Genomic DNA, 19,482 nt, shown 5'->3' with positions numbered 1-19,482 from the left:
GCGATTTAGCGCTGGTAGGAAAACTTTGGCTCGTTCAAACTCCGGCCGGTTGGGGCTGGAGCCACGAGAGCGGATAGGCACGCGCGGCCTCGACTTCGCGGACGAGGAGACCGCGATGTTCCATCGGTCCCTTGTCCAACCGGAGCGGTGCCAGCGCGTGGTCCCCCGGCAGACCTATGGTGAAGACCCGACGCACCGGCGCAACCTCGGCACTGTCGAAGACCAGACAGAGACGCAGCAGGGGCACGAACAGGGAGGCGTTGCCGCGCTGCAGGGGTCTGATCGCGCCGAGTGGCAACTGCACCTCGCCCTGGATCGTGGCGCTTTCCCCGGGTTGGAGGGGCTGGAGCGCGCCAAGCTGTTGCTGTGCCTCGACCGGAGGCGCCAGTTGTTCCTCGGCGGTCATAGAGGCGTGCGCACCAATCATGTCACCAAGGAGAGCGCCCCCGGGCGTCGGAGCCGAAGCGGTCAGCGTCACGCGGTACTGCAGGGTCGCAAAGACGAGGGAGAGCCGCAGTCCGCGCACCTCGACCGCCACTTCCACGATCTCGCCGGTCGCTGTGTTCGCCGGAGGAGAAGCGACCGGAGAGCTTCGCGGCGCAGGAGGCGTGCTGGCGACAGGAGCGGGCGCCGGCACCGGCACAGGCACAGACGCAGGGGGCGCGGCCGTTTGGGGCTCAGGCTGAGGGGCGGGGCGGGAACGCCTGCGAAGCATGAAAAACGCAAGTCCCACGATCGCCAGAGCCGCGAGGGAAACGATCCAGATCCAGGGCAGCTTACCATCCCCGGGATCGGCCGGCGCGGCTTCCACAGGTGAAACCTCCGGCGCCCCGGTCGGCGTGGCCGGCACAGGCGTCTGGACGGCCGGAGCAGGAGGTGAAATTGCTGCCGGAGAAGGGGGGGAAGCGGCCGGTGTCGGTTCGGGAGAGACTTCGGGTGCCTTTTCCTCTGCCGGGGGCGAGCCGGAAGGAGACGGCGCAGGTTGCGGGCGCCGGGTTGGCGTGGCGCTCGGCGTGGGGGTGGCGGCCGCTGTGGGACGCTGCGCGGTTGCCGAGGGGCGCAGCGCGGGCGGCGGTACGATCGTCGGGACGGGCGAGGGGACCGGCGTGCCGGTGGAACGGGGCCGCACGACGGGGTTCTGCGCATCGACCGGCCCCTGGGCACGGGGTGTGGGCGTACCGGTCGGCTCGGGAAGGCTCCAGGTTTCGCCGGATTGCGCCAATGCGCCCGCGCTCGGCACGGCAAGGAGCGCGCCAGCTATGGCCACGCAAACGGTTCTGGAAATGGTACCCCTCATGATCATCCTGGACTTCGCCGATTCCGGTGTGAATGGAGGGTTAATGCACTCTGCGGCTGCGGCAAGACGTGGGATGCATTCGTCCACCGCCGATGCTCTTGCGCTGCCTGCGCCTTGGCGGCATGGCAAAGGGATGACTGACGACTCCAAGACCACCCTTCCGCTTCACCTCGGGCATCAGAGCGGCCTTCCGGCCTCCCCCGAAGAGGCGGTGCTGGACTATGTTCCTAATCCTCGTGCGGGTACGCTTTACCTGGTGCGGTTTGCTGCACCCGAATTCACGTCACTGTGCCCGGTGACCGGACAGCCTGACTTTGCTCACTTGGTGATCGACTATGCTCCGGGCGAGACGATCGTCGAATCCAAGAGCCTGAAGCTCTTCCTGGGTTCGTTCCGCAACCATGGCGCGTTCCACGAGGACGTGACGGTCGGGATCGGGCAGCGTCTTTTCGACGAAATGAAGCCACGCTGGCTGCGTATCGGCGGCTACTGGTATCCGCGTGGAGGAATCCCCATTGACGTGTTCTGGCAGTCAGGCCCGGTGCCTGAGGGCCTCTGGGCTCCGGATCAGGGAGTAGCGGGATATCGGGGCCGGGGCTGAGATCAGTATCCGGCGGAAGCGAACTGCACCCCGTTCAGCCGGGTAAGATCGATCGTTCCATCGCCGATTGATGCCAGTTGCCGGCTGGTCAGGCACTGCGCATAGACAGTCGGAGCCTCGGCTTTGCGTGCGGCCTCGCTATCCAGCGCCTGATCCAGTACGGCGTCGCAACGGCTCATGCTCTCATAGGTCTGGACCGGAGCGTCGAGGCGCTGACAGGCCGTCCCATCGTCCGAGCAGGCGAACAGGGCGAGTGCGAAAAGGCTGGCGCTCATGTGATGTCTCCTTCCGTATTAGGAACGGCCGGGGCGCCGGAAATATCCCGAAAAGATGAGAAAACCTCACTTCGGCCAAAGTCCGGATGGTGCCGCAAATGGCCGGAACTCGCGGCCCTCCGGTGCGTTTCACGCGCCTCATGGACCAGATAAAAGCCAAGCTCATCATCCGCCAGGCCACCGTGGGGGATGCGCCCGCCATCGCGCGTCTTTCCGCGAAAGTCTACGGCAAGCCAGACGCTTTCACCCGTGCCGAGATCCGGGGCCAGGTGATAAATTTCCCGGAAGGCCAGTTCGTCGCCGAGTACGAAGGCAAGATCGTCGGTCATTGCGCGACGATGGTCGTTACCGCGGACCTGGCGTTCAAGCCGCATACCTGGGAAGAGATCAGCAACGGCGGCTACGGCCGCCCTCCGGCGCCGGACGGCGATGTCCTCTACGGCTTTGAGGTCTGCGTGGACCCCGACTACCGCCGCCTGCGCATCGGCCAGCGCCTTTACCGCAAGCGGCGGGAGGTGTGCCAGAACCTGGAGCTCAAGGGCATTGCGTTCGCAGGTCGGATGCCGGGCTACGCTCGCCGCCGGCGCCAGTTCCCAAACCCGGCCGACTACGTGCAGGCCGTGGTCGAGAAGAAGGTGCGCGATCAGGTCATCAACTTCCAGATCAACGAAGGCTATGAGCCGCGCAGTATCCTGCCGGACTACATACCGGCGGACCGTGAAAGCGGTGGCAATGCTGTTCTCATGTATTGGACGAACCCGCTGGCCCCCCAGGACACCGGCAAGGCCATCCAGGGGCTGAAGGAGCGGGTGCCTTCAAGCGTCCGTGTGGCCACGGTCCAGTTCATGATGCGCAAGATCGAGACGATTGACGAGTTCGAGGCGCAGGTGGAGTACTGGATCGATGTCGCGTCCGACTACGAGAGCGACTTCGTTGTCTTTCCCGAGTTGTTCACGCTCGAACTGCTGTCGATCGAGGAGCGCAAGCTCGAGCCCGTCGAGGCGATTGAGAAGATTGCGGAGTACACTGAGCGGTTCGTGACCTTCATGCAGCGCATGGCGGTAAGCTATAACATCAACATCGTCGGGGGTTCGCACCCGACCCGCATCGCGCTTGCATCCGGCGGCAGCGAGATCCGCAACGTAGCCTACACTTTCCTGCGCGACGGAGCGGTGCACGAAACGCAGAAGCTGCACCCGACGCCTTCCGAACGGCGCTGGTGGAACATCAAGGGTGGCTATGGGGCGAACGTCATCCCGACCGACTGTGGGCCGATCGGCGTCATGATCTGCTACGACAGCGAATTCCCCGAACTTGCGCGCCACCTCGTCAACCAGGGCGCGCTGATGCTGTTCGTACCGTTCTGCACGGACGAGCGGCGCGGATACCTGCGCGTGCGGTACTGTTCACAGGCGCGGGCGGTCGAAAACCAGTGCTACGTCGTCACGTCGGGCGTGGTAGGCAACCTGCCGAACGTCGAGAACATGGACGTGCACTATGCCGAAAGCGCGATTCTCACGCCTTCCGACTTCCCCTTCGCGCGCGACGGAGTGGCGGCCGACACGGCCGCCAACACCGAGACGATCGCGATTTCAGATCTCAGCCTCGATGCCCTGCTGACCGCGCGGCAGGCCGGCGCGGTGCAGAACCTCAAGGACCGCCGGTTCGATCTGTACCGGGTGGAGTGGGCGCAGCACTGAGCTCGGCTAGTGGCGCGACCGCGTCTTTGCCTCTATGCGCCTATCGTATCCAAAGGTACGTACAGGCATGATCAAAGACCCGCCCCCCGCCATTCCGCAAGGTGTCGCCAGCCAGCGCGTCGCCGACATTCTCGCCGAACGCATTCTCTCGGGCGACCTTGCCCCGGGCGCGCGCATCAAGCAGGACGAACTGGCCGAGGAACTCGCCACCAGCCGCATTCCCGTCCGTGATGCGCTGCGCATCCTGGAAGCGCGGGGGCTCGTCACGATGCGGGCCAATGCAGGCGCTCGCGTGACGAGCCTGACGCGGCGCGATCTCGAAGTCTCTTATGAAATCCGCGAAAGGATCGAGCCGCTGCTCCTGGCGGACAGCGTGCCGAACCTGACGGACGCGGATCTGGCGGATCTGCGCGATGTCATGGAGCGAAATGCACGCACCACCGACGTGGACGAAGCAATCGCCCTGGGGCGCCAATTCCACTGGATCACCTATCGGCGACACTCGGTCCCCCTGCTGGCGCAGATCGTAGAGCGGGTCTGGGATACGACGCAGAGCTACCGGCGCGCGTACATGAAGCTGGCGATGGCGGCACCGCATTCCGAGGCCGGGCGGACGCACGACGTGGAGCACCAGCTCCTCTACGAAGCCGTCGCGAAGGGAGAGGTGGAGACGGCGCAGGCCGCGCTTGTCATGCATATTCGCCGTACGCGCTCTGGCTTGCTGCGGTATGGCCACCTTCTCAGCGACGGGGCGATGCCGATACCGCTCACGTGATTGGATACATGCGGAGTTGCGCGGGCCCTTGGGCCAAGGCTAGGAACGTCCCCTCTCCTGGCTGCGGGGTGGAGGCTCCTGTCGCATGATAACTCTCGACCAATCGCGTTCGATCGTCGCCGCTGCCCGCGCAGAGGGGCGTGAATTGCAGTTGAACCCGCTGACCGTGGCGGTGCTGGACGCCGGCGGCCACCTCGTCGCGCTGGAGCGGGAGGATGGAGCCGCCTTCGGCCGGCCGGAGATTGCCGCCGGGAAGGCGGCGGGGGCTCTTGCGATGGGGCTGTCCAGTCGCCGGTTGGGTGACATGGCGGCCGAGCGGCCCCAGTTTATGGCGGCGCTTTCGGCGGCATGGCAGGGCAGGCTGATCCCTGCGGCAGGCGGCGTGCTGATCCGTGACGCGGACGGCACCTTGCTGGGGGCCGTAGGCGTCAGCGGCGATCTTTCCGACAAGGATGAGGAGGTGGCCATGGCCGGCATCGCAGCGGCAGGTCTTGTGCCCGGCTGACGCCGTAACGTGCCTTGCTCAAGGGCGGTCAGAGACGGTCGAGCACAGCCAGAAGGGCCGCCGCCCCGCGGCCTGTGGACCCCTCGTACTCCCCGAAGGCGAAGGCCACCGCCTCGGCCTGGCGTGGGATGAGCGCGTCGTGGCTGGCAATGGCCTGATCGATGGTCGCCAAAACATCGTCGGCACCTGTGGCCACACTGCCGAGGTGCCATCCGGCATAGCGCGGGTCTGCGGCCCAGTGGACAGCATGCGCATTGAGGAAGACTGCGGGGCGAGGTCGGGACAGGAACTCGTACAACTGGCTCGACATGTCGCCAAGGTAGACGTCGGCCGTGTTCACGTAGGTCATGTCGAAGAGGCGCGGAGAGTCAATGTCGATGATGATGCGTCCCGGGATGGCCAGCGCGTTCCATGCTTCGCGGCCCGCCGCCCCGAGGTTCTCGAAGGCCCTTACATGCGGGGCAAAGACGAGGTTGTAGCGATCCTGTTCGCGGAACCGGGCAATGACATCGCGGGCGAGCGCAATGGAGGAGATCGAGGCGTCGAAGTGCGGGTTGTAGAACACGACCTTTCGATCGTTATCGAAAAGGCTGCCGTGCGCGGTGAGATGGCGGAGGTAGTCGAGCTTGATGTAACCCACCGCTGTCAACCGTTCCCGCTCCACACCCTGCTTGACGGCGCGCTCGATATCTTTCGCTCCGGGCACGAAGATGGCGTCGAACGCCTTCAGGCGGGATTCCGAAGCAGGGGTCCGGTCCCCGGCACCGTGGCGAAAATGGATTAGCGGACGCCGCCATCCGAGCCAGCGCAGGTGCGCGGACGTCCGTTCGGGCGCGATGATCGCTCGGGCTTTTCTGGCGCGGCAGCGGATGGAGGCCAGCAGCGGCACTTTGGCCGCCGACCTTGCCCCGGCAAGCCGGGTAGCCAGGCGGCTGATCCGGATTGGACGCGTGATCTTTAGCCTTGGCGCGTCCAGCAACCTGCGCACTTCCTTGATCGCGGCAGTGGTGCTTTCGTCCGCGCAGATGCAGTGAACGGGGACTTGAGGGTAATGACGGCTTATTTCGGCGGCAATAGGTGCCAGGTGCAGGACCTGGTGTTCACCCCCGATGAACACAAAGACAAGTTCGTTTGCCGCCTGCGTCACCATGAACCGTTTGCGTCCGAGCGGATGCAGCGCTTACGCGCCAAGGTCGCTTGCAACCTCTCACGACCGCGCAGGCTTGGCAAGCGCGCGATCCGGAGCACGCCGGACGCGAGCAGACGGCATCTGCGTACCGGTCAGAGCGCTGCCATGTAGAGCTGGCGCCCGGGGACGGGCATCTCCGCCTTGTAGATCGTCCCCGAACTCGACTCCGTGAAGAACAGCCACCGGTTGTCGGGCCCGCCGTACGCCGCATTCGTGGTATAGCGCCCTTCGGGCACGTCAATCCGCAGCATCGGCTCGCCGCGATCCGAGAAGAGCCAGACGGCGCCGAAGCCGACATGGCAGACCACCAGGTTGTCGTCCACGTCGATTGCCAGCCCGTCCGGACCGGCCCCTCCAGACATCTGGATATAGGTTCCAACTTTGGAGATGACCTCGCCTCCGTTCACGAGCGGGCAGCGCCAGATCGCGTTGGCTCGGGTCACTGCGAGGTACAGGGCCGTTTCCGACGCATTCAGTACCAATCCGTTGGGGCTGGGAATGTTGTCCAGCATGAGCTCGAGGCGATCTGTTCCCGCGCGAATGCGAAACAGGCGGCCGTTGGGATTGTGCCAGCCGGACTGGCCCTGATCCGTGAACCAGATATCCCCGTTGCTGGCGACTGTCAGGTCGTTGCAGCCGAGGAAGGGTTCAAGCAGGTATCGCTCCATCCAGGGGTGGCTGGTTCCCGTGGCGGGATCGCAGACGACCATGCCCTTGTGATGGTCTGCGACGAGTAGTCGCCCGTCGGCCAGGAACTTCATCCCATTCGGCTGGCCGTCGTATTCGAAGCCGACCTCACAGACTCCATCGGGGCTGATCCTGAACAGCCGTCCCCAGGGAATGTCGGTGACCCAAAGGTTGCCTGCCGCATCGAAGACCGGTCCTTCGAGAAAGACCGGCGCGGCGGCCCCGTGAAGCTGCACCTGCGCCCACTGCGTGCTTTCTCCAAAGCGGCGGAACCTGTCGGGGATGCGGCAGAACACTTCGGCAGAGACAACTGGTGGGGCGGCGAACATCGTCCTCTCCTTTTATTGATCGCCCGGACGGCAAACGGCCGATCGGATACATGTTGTACGCCGAACCTGCTTATTACGCCTTGACCCGTGGGCATAGAGCTTTCACCAAATGGACGGCGAAATCGCCTCTATGGTATACATGCGGGAAGGGGTGTGCGGTGGCCGTGCGGGAGCTTGTGTGTATCATCGATCCGATCCACCCGCATGGTGCGGAACGCATCGCCTCCATGCACGAGGTCATCGGTCCTGAGGATCCACAGGCTTCGGAGGCGAGTGTGATCGTCATCCGAACCAGCCCCCTGGGGCCGGAAAGGTTCGGGCGGATGACCCGTTTGAAAGCCATCGTCAAGCATGGTGCGGGTGTCGACAATATCGCCATTCCCGCCGCTACCGCGCAGGGCGTCATGGTTGCCAACACCCCGGGGGGCAACAACTCCACCGCAGTTGCTGAAGGTGCGGTGTCATTGATGCTCGGACTGCTGCGACGGACGCGCGACATGGACGCGCTCGTTCGCGAAAACCGATGGGATGAGCGCTGGGCCATCCGGCTGGGCGATCTCACGGGGGCGCGGGTAGGGCTGATCGGATACGGGCGCATCGCAAGAGCGGTCGCCACGATCTGCGGCAAGGGCTTCGGGTGTGACGTCACTGCATACGACCCGCTGGTCTCTCCCGCTGCCATGCGGGCGGAAGGTGTCGAGCCCGGGGGCCTCGCCGCAGTGCTCGCCTCGGACATCGTATCCATCCACGTGCCGCTGACGGAGACCACGCGCAATCTCATAGACACGGTCGAACTCGGTATGATGAAGCCTCACGCCGTGCTGGTGAACTGCTCGCGCGGGGGGATCGTGAATGAGGCTGCACTGGCGGAAGCGCTGCGGTCCGGCCAGATTGCGGCAGCCGGCATCGACGTCTTCGCGCAGGAACCGCCGGGACCGGACAACCCTCTCTACAGTCTGCCCAACTGCCTGCTCTCGCCGCACGTCGCGGGTGTGACGGAGGCTTGCATGAAAGGCATGGCGCTGCACGTGGCCGCCGTCATCGACACGATCAGTCGCGGGGAGATCCCCGACACCCTGCTCAATCCGGAGGTTCTGCCGTGACCCTGCCTGTCAAATCCGTGATCTACGCGAAGGTGAACCGCCCGGACCCGACACTTCTGGCGCGTGCAGCAAAGTTCGGCGTCGCGGATCTTCATGAGGGGCTGGGTGAGATCGCAGGCCGCATGTGTCTGATGAGCCCGGCTATGATGCCCATCGCACCGGGGCAGAAGATGTGCGGACCAGCGATCACCGCATGGAACTTCCCGGGCGACAATCTGGGCATCCATGCCGCGCTGTACACGGCGGAGGCTGGCGATGTGCTGGTGTTGACTAATGGCGGAGGGCATCAGGGGGCCTTATGGGGCGATGTGGCCTGCACCTTCGCGCAGAAAAGGGGGCTTTCCGGCACGGTCGTCCATGGTGCTACGCGCGACGTCGATGCCATCCGCGATCTGGGCTATCCCGTCTGGTCCACGGCAATCTCTCCCGAGCATCCCAAAAAGCGCGGTCCTGCCGCTGCGAACGTGCCGGTGGTGGTTGACGGCGCGCTGGTGGAGCCGGGCGACGTCATCGTAGGCGACTCCGATGGCGTTCTGGTCATCCCACAAGGGCTGCTGGACCTTGCCGTCACCAGGGCTGAGGTGCGAGCCGCCGCCGAAGTGGAATTCCGCCGCAGGATCGGGGAAGGAGAGGTGCTTTTCGATATCCTCGGAATGCGCTCTCTCGTCGCCGACCTTGGCATCGAGATAAAGGACTGCACCTGGACGGACGACCGGCAAGTCTAGCCACACAGGTCATCCCTCAGACCCCGGGCGGTGCCATGCGGAAATGCAATGTCGCGCTGCACAATCGCTATTGCTGCAGAGCAGTGCTGTGCTAGCCATGGCGTGAAGGGCGTTCCTGCAGACGGGAACGCCTCAACAACCGGCCCGCGCGTCGAGCCAGCGGCACTGCGGGGCCCGCGCGAAGGAGTGCTCCCGTGGCCAGCGATCCCGTGTCTCAAACCAGAAATGACGCTGCGGCACAACTGGGCAAGGACATACTCCGGGTCCTGCGTCGCCGGATCGGAAAGGACCAGAAGGCGGCCAAGCAGCACGACTGGTATGCGTCCGCCATCCTCGCCCTGCGCGACAAGATCATCGACGTGTGGATCGAATCCACCCAGCGGACGTACGAAAACGGCGGCAAGCGGGTCTACTATCTCTCGATGGAGTTCCTCATCGGGCGCCTGCTGCGCGATGCGCTGTCCAATCTCGGTGTGTCCGACGACATGGAGGCGGCGCTTGCGGCCTACGGCGTCGATCTTGCGGAACTGGAAGAGCTTGAGCCCGATGCCGCCCTCGGCAACGGCGGGCTGGGAAGGCTTGCCGCGTGTTTCATGGAAAGCCTGGCGACGCTGGACATACCGGCTTACGGCTACGGCATCCGCTACGTGAATGGCATGTTCCGCCAGCGCATCGACGACGGCTGGCAGGTGGAGCTGCCGGAAACCTGGCTTGCGCACGGTAACCCTTGGGAGTTCGAACGCCTCGAAAGCACTTATCGCATCGGCTTCGGCGGCGAAGTCGTGATCGAGGGCGACGGCGTGATGTGGAATGCGGCCGAACAGGTGGACGCGACCGCAGTCGATACCCCGGTGGTGGGCTGGCGGGGCAAGCGCGTGAACACGCTTCGTCTCTGGACGGCAAATCCCATCGACCCGATCAGGCTGGACGCCTTCAACGCGGGCGATCACTTCGGGGCGTTGGCGGGCACCGTGCGTGCGGAAAGTCTCGTTCGCGTGCTGTATCCCGCCGATTCCAGTCCGGCGGGGCAGGAACTGCGCCTGCGTCAGGAGTACTTCTTCACTGCCGCGTCCATACAGGACATCGTGCGCCGGCATGTCCAATATGAAGGGGATGTGCGGACTCTGCCGGAGAAGGCCGCAATCCAACTCAACGATACGCACCCGTCGGTTGCCGTGGCGGAACTGATGCGGGTTCTGGTCGATGTCGAGGGGCTCGAGTTCGATGAGGCGTGGGAGATCTGCAAGCAGACGATCTCCTACACCAACCACACGCTCCTGCCCGAAGCGCTGGAGACCTGGCCGCTGCCGCTGTTCGAACGCATGCTGCCGCGTCACATGCAGATCATCTACGCGATCAACAGCCGCGTCCTGCGCGAAGCACGGCGAGCCGGCTGCTCCGATGCGCAGATCGCCGCCATTTCTCTCATCGACGAAAGCGGCGAGCGGCGGGTGAGGATGGCGAACCTCGCCTTCGTGGGCGCGCACTCGGTGAACGGCGTGGCCGCGCTTCATACGGACCTCATGAAGGAGACGGTCTTTGCCGACCTCCACGCCCTGTACCCTCAGCGCATCAACAACAAGACCAATGGCGTCACCCCGCGGCGGTGGCTTCAGCAATGCAACCCGGGGCTGACCAAGGTCATATTGGACGCGATCGGTCCAGCGTTCCTTGACGACGCGGAAGCTCTCTGCGCCCTGAACGCGTTGGCCGATGATCCCCTGCTCGGCGACCGCATCGCTGAGGTGAAGCGCTCCAACAAGGTGGCCCTGGCTGAACACATCCGCAAGACGATGGGCATACGGCTAAATCCCGATGCGATGTTCGACGTCCAGATCAAGCGTATTCACGAGTACAAGCGCCAGCTTTTAAACCTGATCGAAACCGTGGCCCTCTACGACCAGATCCGTAGCCATCCGGAACGTGACTGGGTCCCCCGGGTCAAGATTTTCGGGGGCAAGGCGGCCTCGAGTTACCACAACGCAAAACTCATCATCAAACTGGCGAATGACATCGCCCGCAGGGTCAACGCTGATCCGGCCGTCGGTGGTCTGCTCAAGGTGGTCTACGTGCCGAACTACAATGTGAGCCTGGCGGAGCGGATCATCCCGGCTGCAGACCTGTCCGAACAGATCTCCACCGCCGGGATGGAAGCGTCCGGCACGGGCAACATGAAGTTCGCGCTGAACGGAGCACTCACCATCGGCACCCTTGACGGTGCCAATGTCGAGATCAGGGACCGGGTGGGAGAGGACAACATCGTCATCTTCGGTCTCACGGCCGAGCAAGTGGCGGAGCGCCGGGCACAGGGCTACGATCCGCGCGCGGTCATCGAAGGCTCGCGCGAACTGGGCCAGGCGCTGTCCGCGATCGCCTCTGGCGTCTTCTCGCCGGACGATCCCCGTCGCTACGAAGGGCTGATCAGCGGCATCTACGACCACGACTGGTTCATGTGTGCCGCTGATTTCGACGCCTATGCCGCGGCCCAGCGCGATGTCGACGGCCGATGGGAAGATAAAGCAGGTTGGCGGGCCTCGGCGATACGGAACATTGCGAATGTCGGATGGTTTTCGTCCGACCGCACAATCTCCGAATACGCCAAGGAAATCTGGAAGGTCCTGTGAAGCCACCTGAAAGCGCACTCGAGTCCCTGCTTGAAGGTACCCATGCGGACCCTTTCTCGCTTCTTGGAACGCACCCGGGCCCTAAGGGTACTCTCGTCAGGGCGATCGTGCCGGGGGCGGAGGAGGTGGAGGCGTTCAGCCTCGATGGAGAGCGCCTGGGCGCGCTGACGAAGGTCGATGATCGCTTTCTGTTCGAAGCCTTCCTGCCGATCCCCTCGCAGCCCATCCGTTATCGGTGCACGGCGCGGGGCCACGACTGGCTGGTGACGGATCCCTACAGCTTCGGTCCGGTGCTTGGCCCGCTGGACGACTTGCTGATCGCCGAGGGCACGCACTACCGCCTTTACGACAAACTCGGGGCGCACCTGATCGAGCACGAAGGGGCGCAGGGCGTCCACTTCGCCGTCTGGGCTCCGAATGCCCGACTGGTGAGCGTCGTCGGCGATTTCAACGACTGGGACCCCCGGCGTCATGTGATGCGCCGGCGGGTGGACAACGGCATCTGGGAAATCTTCATCCCGGACATCGCCGACTATCGCGCCTACAAGTACCGGATCGTCGGTGATGACGGGTCCGTGCAGCCTCTGAAGGCAGACCCCTTCGCCTTCCGGGCGGAGATCCGGCCTGATACCGCCTCGGTCACTTCGGTTCCGGCCAAACTCGACTGGGGGGATGCGGCGCATCGGGAGCACTGGGCATCGGTTGATGCGCGCAAGGTTCCGGTCTCCATCTACGAAGTCCACGCGGGCTCCTGGAAACGGGATCGCTGGAACTGGTTCCTTGACTGGGATGCCCTTGCTGACGAACTGATCCCCTACGCCGTGGAGATGGGCTTCACGCACATAGAGTTCCTGCCGATCAGCGAGCACCCGTACGACCCGTCCTGGGGCTATCAGACGACCGGTCTCTATGCGCCCTCGGCACGGTTCGGTGAGCCGGCGGGCTTTGCACGCTTTGTGGACGGGGCTCACCGCGCGGGCATCGGCATCATCCTGGATTGGGTGCCTGCTCATTTCCCGACCGACCAGCATGGCCTTGTCCGCTTCGACGGCACCGCCCTTTACGAGCATGAAGACCCGCGGCTTGGCTTCCATCCCGACTGGAACACCCTGATCTACAATTTCGGTCGGCGGGAAGTGCAGAGCTTTCTCGTCAACAATGCGCTGTTCTGGGCCGAGCGGTACCACGTCGATGGGCTGCGCGTGGATGCCGTCGCATCGATGCTCTACCGGGATTACTCGCGCAAGGCGGGCGAGTGGATCCCCAACCAGGAGGGTGGCCGCGAGAACTGGGAAGCGGTGGAGTTCCTGCGGCAGACCAACCGCGCGCTCTACGGTCAGCACCCCGGTTTCATGACCATCGCCGAGGAATCGACCGCCTGGCCCGGCGTTACACAACCCGCTTACGAAGGCGACGGGAAGGGGCGTGAGACGGCGCTCGGCTTCGGCTTCAAGTGGAACATGGGTTTCATGCACGACTCGCTGCGCTACATGGCGCGCGATTCCGTGCACCGGCGCTATCATCACGAAGACCTCACCTTTGGCCTGATGTATGCCTTCTCGGAAAACTACGTGCTGGCGCTCAGCCACGATGAGGTGGTCCACGGCAAGGGCTCGCTGATCAACAAGATGAGCGGGGACGAGTGGCAGAAATTCGCCAACCTGCGGGCCTACTATGCCTTCATGTGGGGCTATCCCGGCAAGAAGCTGCTGTTCATGGGGCAGGAGTTCGCACAGCTGCGGGAATGGAGCGAGGACCGGGCGCTCGACTGGGACCTGCTCTCAATGCCGGCGCATGAAGGAATGCGCAATCTGGTGAAGGACCTGAACCGGGTCTATCGCACCCGGCCTGCGCTGCACGCTGGCGATTGCGACCCGCAGGGGTTCGAGTGGCTGGTGGTCGACGACAAATCCAACTCGGTTCTCGCATGGCTGCGCAAGGCGCCGGGCGAGAAGCCCGTGGCGGTGATCGCCAACATGACGCCCTCCATGCACGCCGGCTACGATGTTCCCCTGCCGCTCGATGGAAGGTGGAACGAGATACTGAACAGCGACTCAATCCATTATGGCGGCACAGGCAAGGGCAACCTTGGACGGGTAGAGGCGTTAGACGGCCGCGCGACCGTCACACTGCCGCCGCTTGCTACGATAATGCTGGAATACGCGGGATGACGCTATTCGTTGAAAGGCTTCCTCTTTCCCGTCGTTCCTGCTTTGATGAACAAGCGAGGGTACGCAGCGGCGCCGAGCAGTTTAGAAACAACGGAGAGACATGAAATGAGACCAGCTTCCGGCTCGCCGCTCGCGCGCGATGCCATGGCCTATGTACTGGCCGGCGGTAGAGGCAGCCGCCTGAGGGAGCTGACCGACAATAGGGCCAAACCGGCGGTCTATTTCGGAGGCAAGGCCCGTATCATCGATTTCGCGCTTTCCAACGCGATCAACTCGGGCATTCGCCGCATCGGCGTGGCCACGCAGTACAAGGCCCATAGCCTGATCCGCCACATGCAGCGGGCCTGGAACTTCATGCGCCCCGAACGCAACGAGAGCTTCGATATCCTCCCGGCCAGCCAGCGCATTTCGGAACTGCTCTGGTACGAGGGCACGGCCGACGCGGTGTACCAGAACATCGACATCATCGAGGCTCACGCGCCCAAGTACATGGTCATCCTGGCCGGCGACCACGTCTACAAGATGGACTACGAGTTGATGCTCCAGCAGCACGTCAACTCGGGCGCCGACGTTACCGTCGGCTGCCTGGTCGTGCCGCGGATGGAAGCTGTGGCCTTCGGGGTCATGCATGTCGATGAGCAGGACCGCATCACCGCCTTCGTGGAGAAGCCGGCGGATCCTCCCGGCATTCCGGGGCAGGAGCACCTGGCACTGGCCTCCATGGGCATCTACGTGTTCAACACCGACTTCCTTTTCGAGCAGCTGCGCCGGGACGCCGCCGATCCCGACAGCAAGCGCGACTTCGGGGGGGACATCATCCCCTACATCGTGAAGCACGGGAAGGCGCAGGCGCACCGTTTCACCAACAGCTGCATCCGCGCGGCCGAGGAGATCGGCGAGTACTGGCGTGACGCAGGTACGCTGGATGCCTACTTCGAAGCCAACCTCGACCTGACCGACACCGTGCCGCAGCTCGACATGTACGATCGGGATTGGCCCATCTGGTCCGATGCCGTGGTGGCGGCCCCTGCGAAGTTTGTCCACGATGAGGAAGGACGTCGTGGTCATGCGATCTCCTCCCTCATCTCGAACGACTGCATCGTATCGGGAGCTCTGGCCCGCCGCTCATTGTTGATGACAGGCGTGAAGATGGGAAGCTTCTCCAGCGCGGAGGAGGCCGTCATACTGCCTTATTGCAACATTGGCCGGGGCGCACGTCTGAAGCGGGTCATCATCGACTCCGGCGTTCGCATTCCGGAGGGCCTCGTCGTCGGCGACGATCCGGAACTGGACGCCCGGCGCTTTCGTCGCACCGAAAATGGGGTGTGCCTGATCACCAAGCCCATGATCGACCGGCTGGAGCTGTGACGGTCGCATGCCGTTGAAGGTCCTGTCGGTGGCTTCCGAGGTGGTGCCGCTCGTGAAAACGGGCGGTCTTGCCGATGTGGTGGGGGCGCTCCCCGCCGCACTCGCAGGCCATGGCGTGGAGACCACGACCCTGGTGCCTGGGTATCCTGCTGTGCTGGCGACTCTTGGCAGGCGGGCAAAGGCTGTTCACGCCTGGGATTCCCTCCTCGGCACGCCGGCGCGGTTGCTCACCGGCGAACTGGAAGGGGGGCATCCCCTGCTGGTGCTCGATGCTCCTGCCCTCTACGCGCGTGAAGGTGCGCCTTACACCGATGCGGCAGGGCGGGACTGGGGTGACAACTGGCAGCGCTTTGCCGCTCTCAGCCGTGCTGCGGCGGATCTGGCGGGAGGAGCCATGTCCAGGCGCGGCAAGCCTCTGGGCTATGACCTTTTGCACGCGCATGACTGGCAGGCTGCACTGGCTCCGGCGTATCTGCGCTATGCCCCTTTCAGCGGTCGGGCTGTCCCTTCCGTCATTACGGTCCACAACATCGCCTTTCAGGGCTGGTTCGGCGCTGAGGTGTTTCCGCAACTCGGCCTGCCGGGGGGGGCCTGGGCGCTGGACGGCGTGGAGTACCATGGCGGCGTCGGCATGTTGAAGGCGGGCCTTGCAAGCGCCGACGCAGTCACGACGGTAAGCCCGACCTACGCCCGGGAAATACGATCCGCCGCGTTCGGGATGGGACTTGAGGGGCTGGTGGTCTCGCGCGGGGCGGACGTCCATGGCATTCTGAATGGCATTGACGAGCAGGTTTGGAATCCGAGCACGGACAGGACGCTTGCCGCCCGCTACTCCCATCGCACCCTTGACAGGCGCCGCATCAACAAGCGTGCACTTGAGGCGGAGTTCGGCCTTGAGGAAAGCGACGGGCCTCTCTTCATCGCGGTGACCCGACTCACCTGGCAGAAGGGAATGGACGTCCTGGAGGAGGTCCTGGATCACCTCGTCGGTATCGGCGGTCGCCTTGCCTTGCTCGGCTCCGGGGACATAGCGCTCGAGCGCAGCCTGATCGAGGCGGCGGGCCGGCACCCCGGCAGGATCGGCGTTCGGATTGGCTATGACGAGGGGCTGTCGCACAGGATGCAGGGCGGCGGAGACGCCATTCTCATTCCCTCGCGCTTTGAACCCTGCGGCCTGACGCAGCTTTATGGCCTGGCTTACGGCTGCCTTCCCGTCGTCGCCCGCACCGGTGGGCTCGCGGATACGGTTATAGACGCCAATCCGGCGGCTCTCGCGGCAGGTTGCGCTACCGGGGTGCAGTTCGACAGCGTGACCTATGATGCCCTGGCGGCAGCCCTGACCCGCACCGTTCAGCTCTACGCCCAGCCAGCGATTTGGCAAAAGCTTCAGCGCAACGCCATGAAGTGCGACTTCGCCTGGCGAGCGAGCGGGCAGGCCTACGCGGAACTGTACAAGGGGTTGCTCGCCTGATGGCCTTGGGCGCAAGGGTGGAGGGGGGAAATACTCACTTCGCCGTTCGCTCACCGCACGCGGATATGATCTGGTTGTGCCTGTTTGGCAGCAAGGGCGAGACGCGTCACCCGATGGTGCGGGATGGTGCCGAATGGAGCCTGACCTTGGCTGGCGATCTTTCCGGCGAGCGTTACGGTTATCGCGCATCGGGAGAGTGGGCGCCGGAGCGCGGGCGCTGGTTTGATCCATCCAAGCTTCTTGTGGACCCGTATGCGGTGCAACTGGACCGGCGGTTTCAGCAAAATCCCGGCCTTTCCAAGTTCGGACAGGACACCGCCGCGATGGTCCCCCGCGCGGTGGTGCAAGCGCCGATGCCCTGCTCTGCCGTTGCGCCGCCGCACTTCACCCACGGCGGCCTGATCTACGAGATCAATGTACGCAGCTTCACCATGCTGCATCCGGATGTTCCAGAACAGATGCGTGGGACCATTGGCGCGCTGGCTCACCCGTCCATATTGGCGCACCTGCGCAAGCTGAAGATCATGGCGGTTGAACTGATGCCGATCGTCGCCTGGATCGATGAGCGGCATCTCCCGGCGCTCGGGCTCGTGAATTCCTGGGGTTACAACCCCGTCGCGATGATGGCGCTTGATCCGGGTCTCTGCCCCGGAGGTGTCGCGGAACTGCGCGACACGGTCGCCGCCCTTCACGCCCACGGCATAGGCGTCCTGCTGGACTTGGTGTTCAACCATTCCGGCGAAAGCGACAGCCTTGGCGGTGTCCTGTCGCTGCGGGGGCTCGATGACGCGATGTACGCATATGCAGCCGATGGAGGGCTCATCAACGACACGGGCTGCGGGAATACGCTTGATTTCGGTAATGGCGCGGTTCGGCGGCTGGTGCTCGATACACTTCGGCATTTCGTGAAGCACTGCGGTGTCGACGGGTTCCGGTTCGATCTGGCATCCGTGCTGGCCCGTGGGCCTGGTTTCGACCCCGCCGCCCCGATCTTTGCGGAAATCGCGCAGGACAGTCTCCTTGCTGACCGCATCATGATCGCAGAGCCATGGGACGTCGGGCCGGGCGGGTATCAACTTGGCCGTTTTCCCCCCGACTGGCTGGAATGGAATGACCGTTTCAGGGACGACGTGCGGCGGTTCTGGAGAGGGGACGGGGGCGTGGGCACGCTCGCCAGCCGCCTGGCCGGCTCCAGCGACATCTTTGGCTCACAGGCCGTGGGCAGCCCTTGCCGCTCCGTCAACTTCCTTGCTGCCCATGACGGGTTCACCCTTGCGGACACGGTGTCGTACCAGCAACGCCACAACTGGGCCAACGGCGAGGCCAACCGCGACGGTCACAGCGAAAATTTTAGCTGGAACAACGGTGCCGAGGGAGAAACCCAGGATGTCGCCGTGCTTCGCGCGCGTCAGGCTGATGTGAAGGCTTTGCTTGGCACGTTGTTCGCCTCGGTGGGAACCATCATGTTGACCGCCGGCGACGAATTTGGCCGAACGCAACGCGGCAACAACAACGCCTATTGCCAGGACAACCCCCTCACCTGGCTGGACTGGCGTGATCGCGACCAGGAACTGGAAGATTTTGTTGCGGCCTTATCGGCGCATCGCTCAGGGCGCCTGGGAAGCTACGCCCGCTTGCCGGAACCCGTCGTGTGGCTACGACAGGATGGGAACGAGATGTCCCACGAAGATTGGGAGCACCCTGGCGCAGGATGGCTTCACTGCAGGAGCCTCGCACAGGATGCCGGTTACGACGTCTCCATCGATCGTTTTACGGGGAAGGTCACATTCAGCTGACAGCAGTTTGCTCAAGCCGGAGCGAGCCATCGGTCAGTAGACGCCTCTGGAGCCGATGACGGCAGGAACGGTCCGCAGGCAGATGCCGAGATCGTACAGTGTCGATTTACGCCGGGCGTAGAACGCATCAAGCCGCACGCGTGCTTCGTAGGAAACTTCGTTGCGGCCGCTTACCTGCCACAGGCCGGTGAGGCCGGGCCGGACCGAGCAGTATGCACCGAAGCGGCTGCCGTAGCGCTCAATCTCCCCCTCAATGATAGGGCGGGGCCCCACGATGCTCATGTGGCCCATCACGATGTTGAAGAGCTGCGGTAGTTCATCCAGACTGCTTTTGCGCAGGATCGTGCCGATTTGTGTGATGCGCGGATCACGACGCAGCTTCTGGTCGCGGTCCCATTCCGCTTGGGCCTCTGGGCAGGTCGCCAGCAGCTCATGCAAGGCGTCCTGTGCGTTGACGACCATTGTCCGAAATTTCAGGCAGGGGAATAGCCGACCATCTCGGCCGACACGCTGCTGCACGAAAAGCACCGGGCCGGGTGCCGACACTTTGATGACCAGCGCCATTAGGATGAGCAAGGGTAGAAAGACAAGGATAGCGACCAGCGCCACCGTCACGTCGAAGGGACGTCCTAGCAAAGGCTGAACTCGCCTCGTGGCATCCAGCCCGGCTTGAAGGTTCGCTGCGCCGTCACGGTTCGCAATCACTGACAGATGATGCGGCTTACGCTTCAGGGGAGAGTGAGAACACCGGGAATAAAAGGGGCCACGGACCGGACCGGAGCACCGGGATAAAAAAGGGCCAGTCCTGTTAGACCTTCGCTTTTGTGCGGAGGTGGAAGGATGAAGAGAGTGGAGCTTTATCAGAA

General features: G+C 63.9%; 16 protein-coding genes. 11 read left to right on the top strand and 5 right to left on the bottom strand.

The annotated features are described in order from the left end of the window. Window positions 1-34: 34 nt before the first annotated feature. Entirely contained in the window at window positions 35-1,297 is a 1,263-nt protein-coding gene (locus tag C2R25_RS20170) for a hypothetical protein (RefSeq protein WP_146049631.1), read from the bottom strand. Window positions 1,298-1,430: 133 nt separating this feature from the next. Between C2R25_RS20170 and queF the strand changes: the two genes are divergently transcribed. Then, the gene (queF, locus tag C2R25_RS08345; protein ID WP_103728813.1) at window positions 1,431-1,898 is read left to right on the top strand and encodes a preQ(1) synthase; all 468 of its coding nucleotides are present in this window, start codon (window positions 1,431-1,433) and stop codon (window positions 1,896-1,898) included. A gap of 2 nt (window positions 1,899-1,900) precedes the next feature. Here the strand turns inward: queF and C2R25_RS08340 are convergent, their stop codons facing one another. Beyond that, the gene (locus C2R25_RS08340; RefSeq protein WP_103728794.1) at window positions 1,901-2,173 is read right to left on the bottom strand and encodes a hypothetical protein; all 273 of its coding nucleotides are present in this window, start codon (window positions 2,171-2,173) and stop codon (window positions 1,901-1,903) included. A 140-nt stretch (window positions 2,174-2,313) separates the two neighbouring features. On the opposite strand from C2R25_RS08340, the gene C2R25_RS08335 reads away from it, so the two are divergent. From C2R25_RS08335 to C2R25_RS08325, 3 genes are all read left to right on the top strand, one after another. Then, the gene (locus C2R25_RS08335; protein ID WP_103728812.1) at window positions 2,314-3,873 is read left to right on the top strand and encodes a carbon-nitrogen hydrolase family protein; all 1,560 of its coding nucleotides are present in this window, start codon (window positions 2,314-2,316) and stop codon (window positions 3,871-3,873) included. 67 nt (window positions 3,874-3,940) lie between these two features. Beyond that, window positions 3,941-4,648 carry a GntR family transcriptional regulator gene (locus C2R25_RS08330; RefSeq protein ID WP_103728793.1) on the top strand — a complete coding sequence of 236 codons (708 nt, stop codon included), beginning with the start codon at window positions 3,941-3,943 and terminating at the stop codon, window positions 4,646-4,648. Window positions 4,649-4,733: 85 nt separating this feature from the next. After that, window positions 4,734-5,153: a heme-binding protein gene (locus C2R25_RS08325; RefSeq protein WP_103728792.1), complete on the top strand. Its 420-nt coding sequence runs from the start codon at window positions 4,734-4,736 to the stop codon at window positions 5,151-5,153. Window positions 5,154-5,181: 28 nt separating this feature from the next. Here C2R25_RS08325 and C2R25_RS08320 read toward each other — a convergent pair whose 3' ends face one another. Continuing rightward, window positions 5,182-6,300 (bottom strand): hypothetical protein, encoded by a 1,119-nt coding sequence (locus tag C2R25_RS08320; RefSeq protein ID WP_233203844.1) that lies wholly within the window; start codon window positions 6,298-6,300, stop codon window positions 5,182-5,184. 134 nt (window positions 6,301-6,434) lie between these two features. Continuing rightward, the gene (locus C2R25_RS08315) at window positions 6,435-7,358 is read right to left on the bottom strand and encodes an SMP-30/gluconolactonase/LRE family protein (protein WP_103728790.1); all 924 of its coding nucleotides are present in this window, start codon (window positions 7,356-7,358) and stop codon (window positions 6,435-6,437) included. 164 nt (window positions 7,359-7,522) lie between these two features. Between C2R25_RS08315 and C2R25_RS08310 the strand changes: the two genes are divergently transcribed. The 7 genes from C2R25_RS08310 (at window position 7,523) to glgX (ending at window position 18,616) form a co-directional block, all read left to right on the top strand. Continuing rightward, window positions 7,523-8,461: a hydroxyacid dehydrogenase gene (locus C2R25_RS08310; RefSeq protein WP_233203842.1), complete on the top strand. Its 939-nt coding sequence runs from the start codon at window positions 7,523-7,525 to the stop codon at window positions 8,459-8,461. Continuing rightward, complete coding sequence (locus C2R25_RS08305; protein ID WP_103728788.1) at window positions 8,458-9,186, top strand: RraA family protein; 729 nt, start codon at window positions 8,458-8,460, stop codon at window positions 9,184-9,186. Before C2R25_RS08310 ends, C2R25_RS08305 begins: the two co-directional genes overlap by 4 nt. A 194-nt stretch (window positions 9,187-9,380) precedes the next feature. Next, window positions 9,381-11,810, top strand: coding sequence for a glycogen/starch/alpha-glucan phosphorylase (locus C2R25_RS08300; protein ID WP_103728787.1), 2,430 nt, complete (start codon window positions 9,381-9,383; stop codon window positions 11,808-11,810). Further along, on the top strand, window positions 11,807-13,981 hold the full coding sequence (glgB, locus tag C2R25_RS08295) for a 1,4-alpha-glucan branching protein GlgB (RefSeq protein WP_103728786.1): 2,175 nt from the start codon (window positions 11,807-11,809) through the stop codon (window positions 13,979-13,981). The genes C2R25_RS08300 and glgB overlap by 4 nt, the downstream gene beginning before the upstream one ends. Window positions 13,982-14,086: 105 nt before the next feature. After that, window positions 14,087-15,349, top strand: a complete 1,263-nt coding sequence (gene glgC, locus C2R25_RS08290) for a glucose-1-phosphate adenylyltransferase (protein WP_103728785.1) — start codon at window positions 14,087-14,089, stop codon at window positions 15,347-15,349. A gap of 7 nt (window positions 15,350-15,356) precedes the next feature. Beyond that, entirely contained in the window at window positions 15,357-16,820 is a 1,464-nt protein-coding gene (gene glgA, locus C2R25_RS08285; protein WP_103728784.1) for a glycogen synthase GlgA, read from the top strand. Then, window positions 16,820-18,616: a glycogen debranching protein GlgX gene (gene glgX / locus C2R25_RS08280; RefSeq protein ID WP_103728783.1), complete on the top strand. Its 1,797-nt coding sequence runs from the start codon at window positions 16,820-16,822 to the stop codon at window positions 18,614-18,616. The genes glgA and glgX overlap by 1 nt, the downstream gene beginning before the upstream one ends. A gap of 33 nt (window positions 18,617-18,649) precedes the next feature. Here glgX and C2R25_RS08275 read toward each other — a convergent pair whose 3' ends face one another. Continuing rightward, the gene (locus tag C2R25_RS08275) at window positions 18,650-19,231 is read right to left on the bottom strand and encodes a sugar transferase (protein WP_233203841.1); all 582 of its coding nucleotides are present in this window, start codon (window positions 19,229-19,231) and stop codon (window positions 18,650-18,652) included. Window positions 19,232-19,482 lie beyond the last annotated feature (251 nt).

Origin of the sequence: Novosphingobium sp. HII-3 (assembly GCF_002916655.1) — a bacterium.
Taxonomy (GTDB): Bacteria; Pseudomonadota; Alphaproteobacteria; order Sphingomonadales; family Sphingomonadaceae; genus Novosphingobium; species Novosphingobium panipatense.
The sequence above is the reverse complement of the archived record's forward strand: the minus strand, read 5'-3'. Positions and strand labels throughout refer to the sequence as shown.

Coding starts and splice junctions, on each gene's coding strand:
- C2R25_RS08340 (WP_103728794.1), bottom strand. CDS start 2,173: ATGAGCGCCAGCCTTTTCGCACTCGCCCTGTTCGCCTGCTCGGACGAT.
- glgC (WP_103728785.1), top strand. CDS start 14,087: ATGAGACCAGCTTCCGGCTCGCCGCTCGCGCGCGATGCCATGGCCTAT.
- glgA (WP_103728784.1), top strand. CDS start 15,357: ATGCCGTTGAAGGTCCTGTCGGTGGCTTCCGAGGTGGTGCCGCTCGTG.
- queF (WP_103728813.1), top strand. CDS start 1,431: ATGACTGACGACTCCAAGACCACCCTTCCGCTTCACCTCGGGCATCAG.
- C2R25_RS20170 (WP_146049631.1), bottom strand. CDS start 1,297: ATGAGGGGTACCATTTCCAGAACCGTTTGCGTGGCCATAGCTGGCGCG.
- C2R25_RS08315 (WP_103728790.1), bottom strand. CDS start 7,358: ATGTTCGCCGCCCCACCAGTTGTCTCTGCCGAAGTGTTCTGCCGCATC.
- C2R25_RS08335 (WP_103728812.1), top strand. CDS start 2,314: ATGGACCAGATAAAAGCCAAGCTCATCATCCGCCAGGCCACCGTGGGG.
- glgX (WP_103728783.1), top strand. CDS start 16,820: ATGGCCTTGGGCGCAAGGGTGGAGGGGGGAAATACTCACTTCGCCGTT.
- C2R25_RS08330 (WP_103728793.1), top strand. CDS start 3,941: ATGATCAAAGACCCGCCCCCCGCCATTCCGCAAGGTGTCGCCAGCCAG.
- C2R25_RS08325 (WP_103728792.1), top strand. CDS start 4,734: ATGATAACTCTCGACCAATCGCGTTCGATCGTCGCCGCTGCCCGCGCA.